The sequence below is a fragment of the Cryobacterium lactosi genome, from assembly GCF_004403945.1.
In the GTDB taxonomy this organism is placed as follows: domain Bacteria; phylum Actinomycetota; class Actinomycetes; order Actinomycetales; family Microbacteriaceae; genus Cryobacterium; species Cryobacterium lactosi.
The window spans coordinates 55,683-72,506 of the sequence record NZ_SOHM01000030.1; the positions used below are offsets into that span (position 1 = coordinate 55,683).

Below are 16,824 nucleotides of genomic sequence, written 5' to 3' on the forward strand. Positions count from 1 at the left end.
AGTGCTCACGCCGGGCTGCTCACGCCGGGCTGCTCACGACGGGCTGAGCAGGAAGTCGTGGGTCTGCCCCGGGTAGAGCTGAGCCTCACGGCCCTCGACGCGCACCCGGATGGGCGTGGCCCCGCCGCTGGGCAGCTGCAGTCGCAGGTTGGTCGGGGTGACCTCGAGGTTGATCGGTTGCTCGCGGTAGTTGATGCTGAAGACGATCTTCGCCAGTTCGGTCGGCAACGCGGGGTGCAGCCAGAGCATGTCGTCGCGGATCTCCAGGCCCGTGTAGCACCGCACGACCATGTCGAGCGAGCCTGCCATGGCGCCCAGGTGGATGCCCTCGTGCGTGGTGCCGCCCTGGATGTCGCCGAGGTCGCTGTCCAGGGCCCGGCAGAGCGCCGCCCAGGACCGCTCGCGGTCGGCGCGGGCGTCCACCCAGGAATGCACCACGTTGCTCAAGGTCGAGCCGTGCGTCGACCGGGTGCGATAGAACTCGACGGTGCGGCGGATCACGTCGGGGGAGAGCGAATAGCCCAGCTCCTCGATCAGCTCGCGCAGCTCCTCGGCGGAGAACAGGTACAGCAGCATCAGCACGTCAGCCTGTTTGGCGACCCTGTAGTTGTTGGTGCTGTCGCCCTCGGCGTTCAGGATCAGGTCCAGGCGGCCCAGCGAGTGATCCTCGGTGCCGTAGGCGGTGCGGTAGCGCTCCCAGTCCAGTTCGGGCAGGGTCTCGTAGCCGTCGAACTGGCTGATCACCCCGTCGGTGTGGAAGACCAGTCGCAGCCGTCGGCCGATCTTCTCCCAGGTGTCCACCTCGTCCGGCCCCAGCCGCAGCCGGTTCCAGAGCGGCCGGCAGGCGCGGCCCTCGAGCAGGGCGACGGTGTCCACGGCGCGGCGCATCACCCAGGCGACCATGACATTCGTGTAGGCGTTGGTGCGCACCCCCTCGCCCGGGTGGCCGGGCAGGCCGTCGTGGAACTCGTCAGGCCCCATCGTGCCGGGGATGTCGAACCGGTCGGCGGCGTCGTCGTACTCGGTGAGCGAGGCGAAGAACCTGGCGATCTCGAGCAGCAGCTCGGCGCCCTGCTCGATCAGGTATTGGACGTCGCCGGTGGCCTGGTAATAGCCCCAGACGCTGTAGGCGATCGCCAGCCCCACGTGGTGCTGCAGGCCCGAGTGGTCGGGCATCCACCGGTTGGTGCGCGGGTTGAACAGTTCGGTGGGAGTGACGTCGCGCCCGTCGATACCGCTCTGCCAAGGGAACCTGGCGCCCCGGAGGCCGGCGGTGTGCGCGGCGGCCCTGGCCTCGCCCAACCGGCGGTACCGGTAGCCCAGCAGGGCCCGGCTCAGGTCGGGGCGGCGCAGGGTGAGCACCGGGTAGACGAACATCTCGTCCCAGAAGACGTGGCCGCGGTAGCCCTCGCCGTGCAGGCCCCGCGCCGGGACGCCGGCGTCGAGGTCGGCGTCCACCGCGGCGACGGTCTGCAGCACGTGGAAGGTATTGAGGTTGAGCGCGAGCGACTGCCGCGCCCCGCTGTGCAGGTGCACCGCGAACTCGTCCCAGAGGATCTGCCATTCCCGCTCGTGCGCGGCCAGCAGCTCGGCCGGGTCCGGGGTGCGGCCCAGCCAGGTGGCCACGGCCATCGGTGGGGAGACCACGGCGCGGTCCCTGGAGGTGCTCACCACAACAACCTTCTCCACCCGCACGGGCACTCCCAGCTTGAGGGTGAGGTCGAATTCGTGGGCGACCCAGCGGCTGGAGTCGGTGAGGAAACGCCGTTCGGGCTCGAGCAGCACGCCGCCGGCGTACGCGCGGGTGCGGGCGGCCATGGCGATGTGGATGCCGGACCTGGTGGTCTCGACCTCGAGCAGCACCGAGTCCTGGTTCAGTTCCCTGGCCGTGCGGGGCATCAGGTGCAGATGGGCCAGCTGCCTGTCGGCGGCCACGTTGCGGTTGGCGACCCGGCCGTCGATGGCCGACCGCACGGTGAGCGGGCCGGACCAGTCCTCGGCGACGAAGGTGGTTTCCAGCACCGCCACATGCGGCGCCGCCTGGGAGACGAACCGCCGGCTCTGCACCCGGGTGACGTGGCCGCGCGTGTCGCGGAACCGGATCAGCCGGGTGAGCAGACCCCGGCGGAGGTCGAGCTCCTGGCGGTAGTCGAGCAGTTCGGCGGTCTCCGGGTGGAACCAGCCCGTGTCGGGGGCGGCGAAATCGCCCACACTGCTCGTGCCGGGCCCGCCGCCGGTGCGGAACCAGAGCGGCAGCCAGTTGGGGGCGTTCACCATGTGTTCGTCGTCACGCACATGCGCGCCGGGGAACTCCGCCGCCGGGGACCCCGGCACCGGCTGGAACGGAGTGCGGATGCCCGGCTCGACCGCGGCCGTTCTCCCAGCTGCGCTGTCGTTGATGGCCTCACCGAGGTGGATCTCCGTGCTCAGCGGGTTGTAGACCCCGGCGAGGTACGTGCCCGGGTAGTGCACGGCATCCGTGCGCGCCTCCGGGGCGGCGCCGCGGGTGCCCCAGTAGCCGTTGCCCAGGGTGCACAGCGCTTCACGATGCCCCTCTGCCGCCGGGTCGAACCCGTCGAAGCGCAGCACCCACGGGTCCAGTGTGTTCTCGTTCGCCGTGTCGGTCACGATGCCCTCCTCGCCTGGTGCGAGAGTCGCACCGCTGGGCGTGCTTGTCGAGGTGTGGGTGGTTGGATGGACGCATGACTTCACTCTCGGCATACATCGACGATTTCGCCCGATTCATCACCGCGTCACCGTCGTCGTACCACGCGGCCGCGGAGGCGGCCCGTCGGCTGGACGAGGCCGGCTTCGAGCGAAGGGACGAGGCGGAGGACTGGACGGCCGGCACGAGTGCCGGCCGCTACTACGTGGTGCGGGATGGCGCCATCGTCGCCTGGGTGCAACCGGCTGGGGCGACGCCGACAACGCCGTTCCGCATCCTGGGCTCGCACACCGACTCGCCAGGCTTCAAACTCAAGCCCAAGCCCACGACGGGCTCCTACGGCTGGCTGCAGGCCGGCGTCGAGGTCTACGGCGGACCGCTGGCCAACTCGTGGCTCGACCGCGAGCTTGAACTGGCCGGCCGGCTGGTCACCACAGACGGGGTGGAGTACCTGGTGCGCACCGGCCCGTTCCTGCGGATCCCGCAGCTGGCCGTGCACCTGGACCGCACCGCCAACGAGTCACTCACCCTGGACCGGCAGCGGCACCTCAACCCGGTGTTCGGGGTGGGCGACCTGCGCCAGGCCGACCTGGTCGGGCACCTGGCCGCGCTCGCCGGGGTCGCCGGCGAGGATGTCGCCGGCTACGACATCCTCACCGCCGACACCAACCCGCCCGCCCGGTTCGGCCTGAACCACGAGCTGTTCGCCGCCGGCCGGATGGACAACCTCTCGTCGGTGCACGCCGGCCTGCTGGCGCTCATCCAGGCCTCGGGAAATGACGAGACCATCAACGTGCTCGCCGCGTTCGACCACGAGGAGCTGGGCTCGCAGTCCAGGTCGGGGGCGAGCGGGCCGATGCTCGACGACATCCTCAGTCGAATCGGCGACGACCTCGGTGCCACGGTGTCCGAGCGGAAGCGCGCCTATGCCGACTCCTGGTGCGTCTCGGCCGATGCCGGCCACGCCGTGCACCCGAACTACCCCGAGCGGCACGATCCGGCCAACCTGCCGCTGGCCGGCCGGGGTCCGCTGCTGAAGATCAACGGCAACCAGCGTTACGCCACGGATGCGGCCGGCGCGGCCCTCTGGGCGCGCTGCAGCGCTGCCGCCGACGTGCCCTACCAGGAGTTCGTGTCGAACAACGCGATTCCCTGCGGCTCCACCATCGGGCCGCTCACCGCGACCCGGCTGGGCATCCGCACCGTGGACGTGGGCATCCCGCTCCTGTCGATGCACTCGGCCCGCGAACTGGCGCACGTGAACGACCCGTTCGCGCTCTCCGCGGCGATCGGTGCGTTCTTCGCCGGAGCGTAACCCGCCTACAACCGCCCGGTGAGGCGGCCGTGCATGGCCCGGCTGCGCTCGTCGAGGCCGTGGAAGGTGACCGTGGCGCCGTGCTGGCGGTACTTGGTCTCCACCGAGTCGAGCACCGCCACGGTGGAGGCATCCCAGATCTGCGCCTGGGACAGGTCGACGTCGACCGTGGCGGGGTCGGCGCCGTAGGAGAACTGCTCGACGAGGTCGTTGCTGCTGCCGAAGAACAACGGTCCGCTCACCGCGTACCGCACCGAGAGGCCGTCGCCGGCGAGCGTGCGGTCGACCTTCACGACGTGCGCCACCCGGCGGGCGAACAGCACCATCGCCAGCACCACACCCGCCACGATGCCGATGGCCAGGTTGTGGGTGGCCACGACCACGATCACGGTGGTGAGCATCACGACGGTCTCGGGCACGGGCATCCGGCGCAGGGTGGCCGGGCGCACGCTGTGCCAGTTGACGGTGGTGATGGCCACGACCATCATCACGGCGGCCAGGGCCACCATGGGGATCTGCTCCATGAGCCCGCTGAGTGCGGTGACCAGCAGCAGCAGGAAGACCCCGGCCACGAAGGTGGAGATGCGGGTGCGGGCCCGGCCGAGCTTCACGTTCACGACGGTCTGGCCGATCATCGCGCAGCCGGCGATGCCGCCGTAGAGGCCGGCGAGCAGGTTGGCGATGCCCAGCGCCCAGGCCTCGCGGCCCTTGGGGGAGCGGGTGTCGGTGATGTCGTCGACGAGCTTGGCGGTGAGCAAGGTCTCCACCAGGCCCACGAACGCCACGCTCAGTGCGGTGGGCCAGATGATCTGCAGGGTCTCCAGGTCCAGCGGCACGAGCAGCGGCGTGAGGCCGGGCAGACCGCCGGAGACATCGCCCTGGTCCCCAACGGTGGGCACGGCGAGGTGGGCGATCATGGCGATCGCGGTAACCACCACGATGGCCACGAGCGGCGCAGGCACGACCGTGGTGAGCCTGGGCAGCCCGACCACGATGAGGATGGTGAGGGCGAACAAGGGGTAGACCAGCCAGGGCACGTCGATGAGATGCGGCACCTGGGCGACGAAGATCAGGATGCCCAGCGCGTTGACGAAGCCGATCATCACCGACCTGGGGATGAAGCGCATCAGCCGGGCCAGGCCGGTGACGCCGAAGAGGATCTGCACGAGCCCGGCCAGCAGCACCGCCGGCAGCAGGTACTCGACTCCGTGGTCCTTCACGAGCGGGGCGACCACGAGGGCGACGGCGCCGGCGGCGGCGGTGATCATGGCGGACCGACCGCCCAGGAACGACATCGAGGTGGCCAGGACCACCGAGGCGATCAGGCTCACCTTGGGGTCGACGCCGGCGATGATCGAGAAGGAGATAACCTCGGGGATGAGCGCGAGGGTGGTCACGACTCCCGCGAGCACCTCGACGCTGAGCGCCTTCGGGCTGCGCAGTGTCGCCCGCACTGTCGGCGGGGTGGGGGACAGAACGGTGTGGGGACGTTGGGGCACCGTGCAACTGTAATCGGCGGACCACTGCACCGGGGTAGACAGTTTCACTATCCGATAGCTACACTATCCGCATGAAGATGGCGCAACTGAGCACGACCAGCGAGGTCCCCGTGGCGACGATCAAGTACTACCTCCGGGAGGGGCTGCTGCCCGCGGGGGAGAAGAGCGGTCCCAACCAGTCGCTCTACGGACCGGATCATCTGCGCCGGCTGCGGGTCATCCGGGGACTGTTGGAGGTGGGCGGCCTGAGCGTCGCCGCCGCCCGCGAGGTGATCGACGCCATCGACTCCGACCTCGGGCTCGCCCACACCTTCGAAATCGCCCAGCGCACGGTGTCGCCCGAGATCGACCCCGAAGCGCTGTCGGCCCAGGTGGTCGCGCAGGTCGACGAGGTGCTGAGCGGATGGCACGTGTCACCCGAGAATCCCGGCCGCCTGGCCGCGGCCCGGGTACTGCAGACCTTCGCCGAGCTCGGCCAGCCCGACCTCAGCGGCTGGGTGCCCGCCTACGCGGCCGCGGCGCTCGCCGTGGCCGAGGCCGACCTCGACGAGGTCGACGCCCGAGACGACCGGGAGTCCAAGACCGAGATGGTGGTCATCGGCACCGTTCTCGGCGACGCCCTCTTCGCCGGGCTGCGCCGGGCCGCCCAGGAACACGTCTCGTCCCAGCGCTACTCCGGAGGTGCCTCATGAATTCGCTGCCCGCCATCCGCTGGCACCGACCGCTGATCTGGCTGGCGATGGCCATGGCCGTCGTCGCAACCGCTGCACTCGTGGGCCTCGCCGTCGATCCCCGTGTGATCACGGGCGCGCCGCTCTGGGCCAAGCCACTCAAGTTCGCGATCTCGGTGGGCCTCTACGCGGTGACCCTGTCCTGGCTGATCGGGCTGCTGCCCGGTGCCTTCGCGGGCCGGCGCCGGCTGGCTTGGTGGGCCGGCACCGTCGCCGCGGTGTTCCTCGTCGTGGAGATGGTGATCATCGTCGGAGCCGCAGCGGCCGGCCTGACCAGCCACTTCAACGTGTCCACCGCGTTCCACGCCGCACTCTGGTCGGTGATGGCGGCATCGATCGTCACGGTCTGGGTCGCCGCCGTCCCCATCGCGATTCTGCTGCTTCGCACCGACCTGGGTGACCCGGCCCGGGCCCTCGCGATCCGCTCCGGACTACTCATCGCCCTCGTGGGCATGGGCCTGGCGTTCCTGATGACCGGGCCGACCGCGGCCCAACTCGACGACTACCAGGGGATCGTGGGCGCGCACACTGTTGGCGTCGCCGACGGCGGCCCTGGCCTGCCCCTGCTGGGCTGGAGCACCGTGGCCGGCGACCTGCGCATCCCGCACTTCGTGGGCATGCATGCCCTGCAGGTGTTGCCGCTGGCCGCCCTGCTGCTCGAAGCGCTCGCCCGGCGGATACCCGCCCTAGCCCGTCCACTCGTCCGCCGCGGCATCCTGCGCGTCCTGGTCGGCCTCTACCTGGGTGTGCTGGCCCTGGTGACCGGGCAGGCCCTCGCCGGCCAGTCGATCGTGCAGCCGAACGCCCTGGTCATCGCCATCGCAGCCGCCCTGTTCGCCGCCGCGGCCGCAACCATCGCCGTCACCCTGCGCCGAGAATCCGGCGGCGTTCCCGGCTAGGACACGGCCAGGCGGGCGATCCGGGCACGGGCGGCGTCCTCCGAGGTGGAGGAGGCCCCGAGCAGCAGGCGCACCAGGCCGAGCACCGCGCCGGTGGCCCAGACCACGGGCAGGGGAGAGCGGCGAAGTCCCAGCATCCGCCGGTACTGGACCGGGATCGAGGCCACGGCCCCGGCGAACATGATGCGGTAGAACGGCATCATGCCGCGCCGCAGCGGCGGGTTGCGGATGAACCGCACGGCCTCGGCGACACGGTCGCCGCCCATCAGCACGCCGGCGTCGGAGAAAGCCGTCAGCTGTGCGGCGAGCTCGGCGTCGGAGCGAGGCGGGTCCTGCACCCCGACGAGCTCGCCGGCCTTGGCCCACTCCCGCACGTAGCCGTCGGCGCCGCCGGGGATGGGACCGCCCCAGAGCCGATGGCTGGCCAGGAAGGCATCCGTGAACACCACGTGCACCCAGGACAGCAGTTCGGGGTCTCCGGCCGAGTACTCCCGTTCGACGCCGCGGGCGTCGACGTAGCGGCCCGCGACCCTGTCGTGGAACTTTCCCACGCGCGCCGACTCCCGCTCGGCCTGCTCGCTGGCGGCGAATGTCACCGTGACCAGCCATTGGATAGTGCCGCTGAGCCGGCCGAGCGGATCCTCCCGATACCTGGACCAGTCGTGAACCCCGGCCATGGCACCCGGGTGCAGCGTCTGCATCAGCAGCGCCCGGATGCCGGCGACCATGGTGGCCATGCCGCCGTGCACGGCCCAGGACGCCGACCCCGGTCCGAAGAAGCCGGCATCGTCGCCCTGCTCCATGGTGCCGACCCAGGCCGGCCGGCCCTCGTCGTTGCCCGAGAGCGTGACGAGCAGGTGCGACCGCCAGCTGTTCACAAATCCATCCACCAGGCTGCTCATTCTTCGAACCCTAATCGACGGGACCGCGCGGATGGCTGGGGATGCGCCGTAAACTCCGCACCATGAGAATCGAGAACATCGAGCTGCGCCGGGTGAGCATGCCGCTCGTGCGGCCGTTCCGCACGTCCTTCGGCACCATCACGGAGCGCCAGATCTCCCTGGTACACGTGTCGACGGCTCATGCCGAGGGCTGGGCGGAGTGCGCGGCCGAGGTGTGGCCGCTCTACAGCTCGGAGTTCATCGACGCGAGCGACCTGGTGATCCGGGACCACCTGATTCCCCGGTTGCAGGCCCTCGGCGATGCGCTCACCGCCGAGCGGGTGGGCAACGCCCTCGCCCCGGTGAAAGGCCACCAGATGTCCAAGGCCGTGCTCGAGACGGCGATCCTCGACGCGCAACTGCGGGAGAACGGCCAGTCGTTCGGCGGCTACCTCGGCGCCGTGCACGACAGTGTGCCCGCCGGCGTCTCGGTGGGCATTATGGACTCCGTCGACGAGCTGCTCGAGGCCGTGGCCGGCTACCTCGAGCAGGGCTATCTGCGCATCAAGCTCAAGATCGAACCCGGCTGGGACCTCGAGCCTGTGCGCGCGGTGCGCGAGCGGTTCGGCCCCGACCTGCTGCTGCAGGTCGACGCGAACACCGCGTACTCGCTGGCGGATGCCCGGCACCTCGCCCGGCTCGACCCGTTCGACCTGCTGCTCATCGAGCAGCCGCTTGGCGAGCGCGACCTGCTCGGACACGCTGCGCTGGCGCGGCTGATCAGCACCCCGGTCTGCCTGGACGAGTCGATCGAGTCGGCCAAGGACGCCGCCGCGGCGATCAGTCTCGGCGCGTGCAGCATCATCAACGTCAAGCCGTCGAGGGTGGGTGGCTACCTGGAGGCCCGGCGCATCCACGACGTCGCGGCCGCACACGGCGTGCCGGTGTGGTGCGGCGGGATGCTCGAGACGGGCATCGGCCGGGCCGCGAACGTGGCGCTGGCCGGCCTGCCCAACTTCGTGCTGCCGGGGGACACCTCGGCCTCCGACCGCTACTACGCCCGGGACCTGACCGCCCCATTCGTGCTCGAGGACGGTCACCTGAGGGTGCCGACCGGGCCGGGCACTGGGGTGGCGGTGCTGCCCGAGGTACTGGCGGAGGTGACCAGGTCACGCAGCGACATCCGCTTCTAGCGGCGGGCACCGGTCAGTCATAGGCTGCCCGCCATGGACATGAAGATCGAACTCATCCCGATCCCGGTCACCGACGTCGACAGGGCCAAGTCGTTCTACGTCGACCAGGTCGGTTTCCACGACGACTACGACATCCGGGTGAACGAGGCGATGCGGTTCGTCCAGCTCACTCCGCCGGGTTCGGCGTGTTCGATCGTGCTGGGTGACGGCATGACCGAGATGGCACCGGGCACGCAGCAGGGCATCCAGATGGTGGTCGCCGACGCGGATGCCGCCAGGGCGCAACTGGCGGCCGCGGGTGTCGAAGCCAGCGAGGTGGATGAGCAGGACTGGGGTCGCTTCGTCTACTTCGCCGACCCCGACGGCAACACCTGGGCGCTGCAGCAGCTGCCGCCGCGGGACTAGCGGGACTAGGCGCGCCGGGTTCGCCGCCTACTCTGGATGAATGCCCTCCTACCGCGTGATCATGACCATCGGCGCCCTTCAGCCGGGGGTGCGGCCGGACGCTGTGCTCCCCGCGGCCGCGGCCGCGGCCGCGGAGCGCACCACCGTCGAGGCCTCCGACCTGGCCGTGGTGGCCGGTTCGGCGCGCGCTACCGTGCGCTTCACCGCCGACGGCGGCGACGCGGCTCTGACCATCGGCGACCACGTCGTGGCGCGGACCCGGCTGGTGGCCATGCCGGTGACCTGGCTGATCACCGAGCGGGTGCAGGGGCGCTGGCTGCCGGTGCGTTGAGCGCGGCGGCCCGCAGGGCATCCTCGCCCCGGCGCTGTTCCGGCCGGGCCGGTGCGATGATCGTGCCCCGGCGGCCGTTGACCACGAGCGGGTCTGCGGCACCGAGGACCTGACACCGGGCGGTACCGAACCGGTGCCAGAGCGACGCCGTCCAGGCGCACAGCACCGCGTCGAGAAGATCCTCGCGGTGTTTGTAGGCCGCGTCGGCCAACGGTGTCGGCTCGGTCACCAGGCTGTCGGTCGCCTCGTGCGTGGCCAGGTCCAGCGGCGGAGAGCCCGCGTGCAGCCGCCACAACCGCTCGATGAGGTCGTCGCAGACCAGGGCGCGTTCGGCGCGGCGCTGGACGATCGGCAGCGCCGAGCCCATCCGCTTGTAGCGGGGGCGCCGCTCGTCGTAGCCGAACTCCGCGGCTCCCACCAGGGTCGTGTACGGGTAGCACTCGAAGAGGCTCGAGGCCCCCGCTTCAACGGGCTCGAGGCCGTCGGTGTGGGTCCAGCCGAGATCCTCCAGCCGGCCACGCAGGGTGACGCCGCCCAGGCGCGTCAGGGCCTGGTTGGACGCGTTCGCCGCCACGTGCCACCGGCCGTACCGCGACCCGGTCTCCCGTTCGCACTCGCGCATGCCGGTGGGGTTGTTCACCACGAGAGGGGCGTCCACGGCGAGCACCGCGCCGGGTTCGACCATCGACTGCACCCAGTTGACGACCTCGTCGATGCCGCGAGCCCACCCCGCGTGGATCACCCGGCCGGTGTCGTCGATGCAGGCGAGCCCACTCTCGTTGGCCGGTTTCGCCGCCGTGCCTTCGGCCCAGGCCAGATCCACCCCGAGGAATCGTGTCATGGGACATAGATACCACGGTCACCCCCTTGTGCGGGTCAGGCGTAGGATTTTCAGGTTGCCCAGACGACGAAAACACCAGCGGATACGGGGGAAGTGGCGATGACAAACACAACAGGGCCGAAAACGGACCGGATGCCGACAGACAAACCCGCGACGAACCGCAAGGTCATCGCGTTGGCGATCGCCGGCGCGTTCGGCGGGTTCCTCTTCGGCTTCGACTCCTCCGTGATCAATGGAGCGGTCGAGGCCATCCAGGGCCAGTTCGGCCTCACCGAAGCCATCACCGGCTTCGCCGTGGCCAGTGCCCTGCTCGGCGCGGCCACCGGCGCCTTCCTCGGCGGCCGGTTCGCGGACCGGTTCGGCCGCATCCCGGTGATGCTCGCCGGCGCGATCGTGTTCTTCGCCAGCTCCATCGGCTCCGGCCTCGCCTTCGGCGTGGTCGACCTCATCGTCTGGCGTGTCGTCGGCGGCATCGGCATCGGGCTCGCCTCGGTCGTGGCTCCCGCGTACATTGCCGAGATCTCGCCCCGGCAGATGCGTGGCCGGCTGGGTTCCCTGCAACAGCTCTCCATCACCATCGGTATCTTCGCGGCCCTGCTCTCCGACGCCGTGTTCGCCACGACCGCCGGCGGCGCCAGCGAGATATTCTGGTGGGGCCTGGAGGCCTGGCGCTGGATGTTCCTGATCGCCGCGATCCCCGCCGTCGTCTACGGCGTCATCGCCCTGGTGCTGCCCGAGTCGCCGCGCTACCTGGTGCTGCACGACAAGGAGACCAAGGCCCGTGAGGTGCTGCTGCGGGTCTGGCCGCACGGCGATGTCGACCGCGAGCTGCGCGACATGAAGGCTTCCATCGACGACGACATCAAGGCCAAGCGCACCGGGTCGCTGCGCGGGCAGGTTCTCGGCCTCAAGCCCATCGTCTGGGTGGGCATCATCCTGTCGGTGTTCCAGCAGTTCGTGGGCATCAACGTGATCTTCTACTACTCGACCACCCTGTGGAGCGCGGTGGGCTTCGAGGAGTCCAGCTCGCTGGCGATCTCGGTGGCGACATCGGTGACGAACATCCTGGTCACCCTGGTGGCGATCGCGCTCGTCGACCGGATCGGCCGGCGCCCGATCCTGCTCAGCGGCTCCATCGGCATGACCGTGTCCCTGGCCACCATGGCCGTCGCGTTCAGCCAGTCGGTCATGGTCGACGGCGAACTCGCACTGCAGGGCGCCTGGGGTCCCATCGCGCTCGTCGCCGCGAACGTGTTCGTGATCTCCTTCGGCGCCTCCTGGGGACCGGTGGTCTGGGTGCTGCTGGGCGAGATCTTCCCGAACACCATCCGCGCCAAGGCGCTCGGCCTGGCCGCCGCCGCCCAGTGGGTGGCGAACTTCCTCATCACGGTGACGTTCCCGCCGATGGCGGCGCTCTCGCTGCCGCTCACCTACGGCATGTACGCCCTGTTCGCCGGGCTGTCGTTCCTGTTCGTTCTCACCAAGGTGCCCGAGACCAACGGTATGTCGCTCGACGAGGCGAACACGCTCCTGCCGCACAAGAACGCGGCCAAGCCGAAGACGCAGCCGAAGCTGCGGCGCTAGTCAGATCAGATCAGGTCGCGGAGCAGCTCTTCAGGGCTGACTCCGCGGCCGGTCGCCCGGCGCTTGAGCCGGCCGAGCTCCTCGGTGCTCAGCGCCACCTGCACGGTGTGCGGGCGGTCGACCTCGAAGTCGAACAGCCCCAGGTCGGCGGATGCGCGCGGTGCTGCGCTCTTCACCGGCGCGGCCTTGACCGGCGCGGCCTTGATCGGTGCGGCCTTGACCGGCGCGGCCTTCGGCGCAGCCGGAGCCGGCCCGCCGGCGACGAAGCCCGGACCGGTGGGGATCGAGGCGTTCCGCTGATAGGCCTCGGACACCGCGCGGGCCCGGGAGTCGGCGGCCTCGTTGAGCGGGTGGTTCGCGTGGCCCTTGACCCACTCGAACCTGTATTTGCGGCCCACCAGGGCCTCATCGAGCTCCTGCAGCAGGTCGAGGTTCATCACGGGCTTGCCGTCGGCCTTGCGCCAACCCTTGGCCTTCCAGCCGCGCATCCACTTGGTGATGGCGTTGATCACGTACTGGCTGTCGCAGAGCACCAGCAGGTCGTCGTCCACGTGCGCCGTGGCCCGGAACAGTTCGAGGACGGCCTTGAGCTCGCCCTGGTTGTTGGTGGCGTGCTTCCAACCGCCGGCGGCCCAATTGTTGTCGTCGATGTACCAGGCCCAGCCGGCCGGTCCGGGGTTGCCAAGGGCCGAGCCGTCTGCGGCGGCGGTGATAGTCATGGATCCAGTCTGCCAGCCCGGGAGTGCGGTCACTCTCCGTCGGTGGCGGCGGTGGTGACGGTGGCCAGGGCCTGCGCGACGGCGTCGACGGCCACGGCCACATCGGCGGCATCCGTGGACCAGTTGCTGACCGAGATGCGAAGCACCGCCCGCCCCGACCAGACCGACCCGCTCATCCAGACCGCGCCGCCGTCGATGAGCGCCTGGGTCACCCTCACGGTGCGGTCGTCGGTGCCGAACGAAACCGACACCTGGGTGAAGACCACATCGTTGAGCACCTCGACGCCGGGCAGCGCGGCCAACCCCGCGGCGAGTGCCCTGGCGTTGTCGGCGAGCCCCTCGACGAGGGAGACAGTGCCGCTCCGGCCGAGGGAGCGGAGCGCCGCCCAGACCGGAACGCCGCGCGCTCGTCTGGACAGTTCGGGAACCAGTTCCATAGGATCGGCCGCGCCGGCGTCATCCTGCACGAAGTAGCTGGTCTGCGCCCCGAACGCCGAACGTATCCCGGCCGCATCCGCCACAACGGCGATGCCGCAGTCGTAGGGCACGTTGAGGGTCTTGTGCGCGTCCGTCGCCCAGGAATCGGCGGTGTCCAGGCCGTCCAGGGCGCTCGCCCAGCGCGGACTTGCTGCCGCCCACAGCCCGAAGGCGCCGTCAACGTGCGCCCAGGCTCCGGCATCGTGGGCCAGCCGGATGCACTCACGCATCGGGTCGAAGGCGCCGGAGTGCAAGTTGCCGGCCTGCAGCACCACCAGGCACGGCCCGGTGACTGCCGACAGCGCCTCCGCCAGGGCGTCGGGACGGATGCGGCCCTGCGGGTCGGCGGCGACCAGGGTCGGTCCGCCCAGGCCCAGGTAGCGCAGGGCGAGGAGCACGGAGATGTGCACCTCGACGCCCGCGAGCACCGTCACCCGGGGCGAGCCGGTGAGGCCATCCCGGTTGACGTCCCACCCGGCCGCGCCGAGCACGGCACCCCGACCGGCGGCCAGCCCGACAAAATTCGCCATCGTGCCCCCGGTGGTGAAGCCAACGGCGCTTGCGGCCGGCAGGTGCAGCAGGTCCAGGATCCAGGCGCCGGCGCGTTCCTCGATCGCCGCGGTCGCCGGGGTCGCATAGCGCAGGCCGCCGTTCTGGTCCCACGCGCTCACCAGCCAGTCCGCCGACAGGGCCGCAGGCAGGGTGCCGCCCATCACCCAGCCGAAGAAGCGGCCGGAGCCGATGGCCATGAGCCCGGGCTCGGCCAAGGTGGCCAGCTCGGCCACCACCGCGGCGGGATCGGCGGGCTCTTCCGGCAGGGGCCGGGCGAAGGCCGCCGCCAGCTGGTCGACGGGAGCCGCCGGTTTCACCGGCCGGGACGGCAGTGAATCCAACCACTCGCGGGCATACCGAACCGCCTGCTCGAGCGGGGCCCGATAGTCCTCCGGCCGGAAAGTCATGCGGTCACCATACCCCCGCACCGAGCTCTGAATACGGCGGACCTAGCCCTGGATGCAGGTACCGGAACTGACCGCCGTTGAGAGGCCGTCGGCCTGGGCGACGACCGGGGCGACCTCGGACATCGTCAGGGCGTAGCCCACGTTGGCGGTGTTGGCGGCCTTGGCGAATATCACGCCGGCCACCCGGCCGTCGACGCTGAGCAGCGGGCCGCCCGACTCGCCCTGCTGCACATCCGCGGCGAGGGTGTAGACATCCCTGGCGGTGGGGGACTGGCCGTAGATGTCGGCGACGAGCACAGACCCGAGCGACATGACCCGGGCCGGATCGGAGTCGAACGGCCCACCGAACGGGTAGCCCAGGCTGACGCCCTCGTTGTCCACGGCCAGGTCGCCCTGCATGGTCAGCGGTGCGGCGGACAGCCCCGGTACGGCGATGATCGCGAGGTCGTCGACGGGGTCGAAGTAGACGATCTCGCCGGTCAGGGCGCCGGCCCCGGGCACCTCCACGACGGCTTCGGTGACTCCGGCCACGACGTGGGCGTTGGTCATCACCCGCTCGGGGGCGATGACGAAGCCCGAGCCGGACTGGCTCTGACCGCAGGCCACGGCGTTGCCGGTGATGCGCAGCACGGATGCCGCGGCCGTGTCGAGCGCGGCATTGTCGAGCTGGGCCTCGGGCAGGGTGGGGCTCTGACCGCCGAACGCATCCGCGATGACGGGCAGGCCGTCGTCGACGACTGTGGAACGCAGCTGGGCGAGGAAGCTTTTCACCGGGTCGGGGGTGACCGAGTCGATGGTGCGCACCACACCGGAGGAGGCGATCGCGGAAGTGAGCACCGGGATGCCCAGGGCACCGACGCTGAACGCGACCATCGACATGACGGCCGCCGCGGCGGCCACGCCGATCACGGCGCCGAAGAGCCTGTCCACGCCGCGCAGCTTGCGGGGCGTGCGACGGCGCAGGGCCAGTCCGATCGACTCGCCGACGGTGAGACCGACGATGACCAGCACCAGCGCCGCGGCAATGGACGCGGGGGTGCGCCACTCGGCGGCGGGAACCCAGGTGGGCACCAGAGGCACGATGAAGTAGGCGGCGACAGCGCCGGTGACCAGGCCCAGGATGCCGCTGATGCTGCCGATCAGGCCGCTGCGGTAGCCGGCGCCCAGGCTGGCGACGAGGAGCACCACCAGAATGACGTCGAGGATGACCGATCCCTGCATGCACGCTCCCGGGTGTCTGAACGGCGTTAGATTCGCCGTGATCCAGCCTAAGCGGGCGGCGGCGGGTTTAGCTGGGAAGCCGGCGAGCCGTCAGTCGCGGTGGAGTTCGACGAAGCTCAGCCCGTGCAGGTCGAGGCAGACGGTGTCGCCGGTGTCCACGAGCCGGAGCAAGATCTCCGTGCAGCCGGGGCATCGCAGCAGCAGGCCGTGCGAGTTGGGGTAGAGCTGCGCGGTGGCCAGGGCGTCGGTGCGGCCGCAGTGCAGACACCGGCCGCGGGCGGTGGTGACGTCGATGGCGAAGAATTCGCTGAGCGGCCCGGCCGCGGCGTTGCCGTCCAGGTAGTCGGTCACAGCGTGCACCTCACGGTGTGCTCCTCATGGTGTGCTCCCCATTCCGCCGTAACGCTCGGTCTTGATCCGGTCGGCGGGGTAGCCGGCCTGCACGAGCCAGTCGGCCACCGTCTCCACGAACGCGGTAGCCCCGCAGATGAAGAAGGCCGGGTTCGCCGACACCGGCAGCACCGCGATGCTCAGCGCCCGGGCATCCAGCCGCCCAGGCGGAACGGGGCTGCCGGCCGGGGCCTCGCGGGTGTAGACGTAGGTGACGGTGAGGAGGTCCGATCCGGCGAGCTCGTCGAGCTCGGCGCCGTAGTAGGCCGCGTCGGGGCTCCGCACCGAGTAGAGCAGCCGGAACTCGGCGGTCGCGCCGGGGGATGCTGGGTCGGCGGCGGCGTGTGCCCGGATCATGGCCATCAGCGGCACCACCCCGGAGCCGCCGGCGATGAGTTGCACGGGGGACGGGTCGGCCGGGTCCCAGACGAACCAGCCGCCCACCGGGCCGCGCACCTCGAGTTGGTCGCCGACCGAAACGCCGTGCACAAGGTAGGGCGACACCTCGCCCTCGTCCAGTTCCTCCACGGTGAGTTCGAGTTCGTCGCCGGGCAGCGCCGACGCCACCGAGTACGAGCGCACCGCGGTGTAGCCATCCGGGGCGGTGAGGCGCACGTCGACGTGCTGGCCGGCCCGGTGTCCGGTCAGGCCCGGCAGCCGCAACCGCAGGGTGCGCGCGGTCCGGGTCTCCTGACTCACTCCGATCACCTCCGC

The 16,824-nt window shown here is 70.6% G+C and carries 16 protein-coding genes; 7 read left to right on the top strand and 9 right to left on the bottom strand.

The annotated features are described in order from the left end of the window. Window positions 1-33: 33 nt before the first annotated feature. Window positions 34-2,628 carry a glycoside hydrolase family 65 protein gene (locus E3T61_RS12745; RefSeq protein WP_166793227.1) on the bottom strand — a complete coding sequence of 865 codons (2,595 nt, stop codon included), beginning with the start codon at window positions 2,626-2,628 and terminating at the stop codon, window positions 34-36. Between the two features lie 74 nt (window positions 2,629-2,702). Between E3T61_RS12745 and E3T61_RS12750 the strand changes: the two genes are divergently transcribed. Further along, the gene (locus E3T61_RS12750) at window positions 2,703-3,980 is read left to right on the top strand and encodes a M18 family aminopeptidase (protein ID WP_134641237.1); all 1,278 of its coding nucleotides are present in this window, start codon (window positions 2,703-2,705) and stop codon (window positions 3,978-3,980) included. Window positions 3,981-3,985: 5 nt separating this feature from the next. Here E3T61_RS12750 and E3T61_RS12755 read toward each other — a convergent pair whose 3' ends face one another. Beyond that, window positions 3,986-5,479 (bottom strand): SulP family inorganic anion transporter, encoded by a 1,494-nt coding sequence (locus E3T61_RS12755; protein ID WP_241992549.1) that lies wholly within the window; start codon window positions 5,477-5,479, stop codon window positions 3,986-3,988. Window positions 5,480-5,550: 71 nt separating this feature from the next. Here E3T61_RS12755 and E3T61_RS22590 point away from each other — a divergent pair, with 71 nt between their 5' ends. Continuing rightward, complete coding sequence (locus tag E3T61_RS22590; protein WP_134641238.1) at window positions 5,551-6,171, top strand: MerR family transcriptional regulator; 621 nt, start codon at window positions 5,551-5,553, stop codon at window positions 6,169-6,171. Further along, window positions 6,168-7,109: a hypothetical protein gene (locus E3T61_RS12765; RefSeq protein WP_338145529.1), complete on the top strand. Its 942-nt coding sequence runs from the start codon at window positions 6,168-6,170 to the stop codon at window positions 7,107-7,109. Before E3T61_RS22590 ends, E3T61_RS12765 begins: the two co-directional genes overlap by 4 nt. On the opposite strand, the gene E3T61_RS12770 is transcribed toward E3T61_RS12765, so the two are convergent. Next, window positions 7,106-8,011, bottom strand: coding sequence for an oxygenase MpaB family protein (locus tag E3T61_RS12770; RefSeq protein ID WP_134641240.1), 906 nt, complete (start codon window positions 8,009-8,011; stop codon window positions 7,106-7,108). The two genes, E3T61_RS12765 and E3T61_RS12770, sit on opposite strands and share 4 nt — an antisense overlap. A gap of 62 nt (window positions 8,012-8,073) precedes the next feature. Here E3T61_RS12770 and menC point away from each other — a divergent pair, with 62 nt between their 5' ends. The 3 genes from menC to E3T61_RS12785 are packed head-to-tail and all read left to right on the top strand — an operon-like array spanning window position 8,074 to window position 9,919. Beyond that, entirely contained in the window at window positions 8,074-9,183 is a 1,110-nt protein-coding gene (gene menC, locus E3T61_RS12775; RefSeq protein ID WP_134641241.1) for an o-succinylbenzoate synthase, read from the top strand. A gap of 33 nt (window positions 9,184-9,216) precedes the next feature. Beyond that, window positions 9,217-9,588 (top strand): VOC family protein, encoded by a 372-nt coding sequence (locus E3T61_RS12780; protein WP_134641242.1) that lies wholly within the window; start codon window positions 9,217-9,219, stop codon window positions 9,586-9,588. Between the two features lie 40 nt (window positions 9,589-9,628). Further along, window positions 9,629-9,919: a hypothetical protein gene (locus E3T61_RS12785; protein ID WP_134641243.1), complete on the top strand. Its 291-nt coding sequence runs from the start codon at window positions 9,629-9,631 to the stop codon at window positions 9,917-9,919. On the opposite strand, the gene E3T61_RS12790 is transcribed toward E3T61_RS12785, so the two are convergent. Then, entirely contained in the window at window positions 9,879-10,760 is an 882-nt protein-coding gene (locus E3T61_RS12790; protein ID WP_134641244.1) for a DUF429 domain-containing protein, read from the bottom strand. The two genes, E3T61_RS12785 and E3T61_RS12790, sit on opposite strands and share 41 nt — an antisense overlap. A gap of 99 nt (window positions 10,761-10,859) precedes the next feature. On the opposite strand from E3T61_RS12790, the gene E3T61_RS12795 reads away from it, so the two are divergent. Next, window positions 10,860-12,344 (top strand): sugar porter family MFS transporter, encoded by a 1,485-nt coding sequence (locus E3T61_RS12795; protein WP_134641245.1) that lies wholly within the window; start codon window positions 10,860-10,862, stop codon window positions 12,342-12,344. Between the two features lie 5 nt (window positions 12,345-12,349). Here the strand turns inward: E3T61_RS12795 and E3T61_RS12800 are convergent, their stop codons facing one another. The 5 genes from E3T61_RS12800 to E3T61_RS12820 form a co-directional block, all read right to left on the bottom strand. Then, window positions 12,350-13,063 (bottom strand): RNase H family protein, encoded by a 714-nt coding sequence (locus E3T61_RS12800; protein ID WP_134641246.1) that lies wholly within the window; start codon window positions 13,061-13,063, stop codon window positions 12,350-12,352. Between the two features lie 29 nt (window positions 13,064-13,092). Next, window positions 13,093-14,499: a pyridoxal phosphate-dependent decarboxylase family protein gene (locus E3T61_RS12805; protein ID WP_134641247.1), complete on the bottom strand. Its 1,407-nt coding sequence runs from the start codon at window positions 14,497-14,499 to the stop codon at window positions 13,093-13,095. Between the two features lie 42 nt (window positions 14,500-14,541). Continuing rightward, window positions 14,542-15,720: a MarP family serine protease gene (locus E3T61_RS12810; protein ID WP_134641248.1), complete on the bottom strand. Its 1,179-nt coding sequence runs from the start codon at window positions 15,718-15,720 to the stop codon at window positions 14,542-14,544. A gap of 90 nt (window positions 15,721-15,810) precedes the next feature. After that, window positions 15,811-16,071 carry a DUF6510 family protein gene (locus E3T61_RS12815; protein WP_134641249.1) on the bottom strand — a complete coding sequence of 87 codons (261 nt, stop codon included), beginning with the start codon at window positions 16,069-16,071 and terminating at the stop codon, window positions 15,811-15,813. 24 nt (window positions 16,072-16,095) lie between these two features. Beyond that, window positions 16,096-16,809: an FAD-binding oxidoreductase gene (locus E3T61_RS12820; protein ID WP_241992551.1), complete on the bottom strand. Its 714-nt coding sequence runs from the start codon at window positions 16,807-16,809 to the stop codon at window positions 16,096-16,098. Window positions 16,810-16,824: the final 15 nt, after the last annotated feature.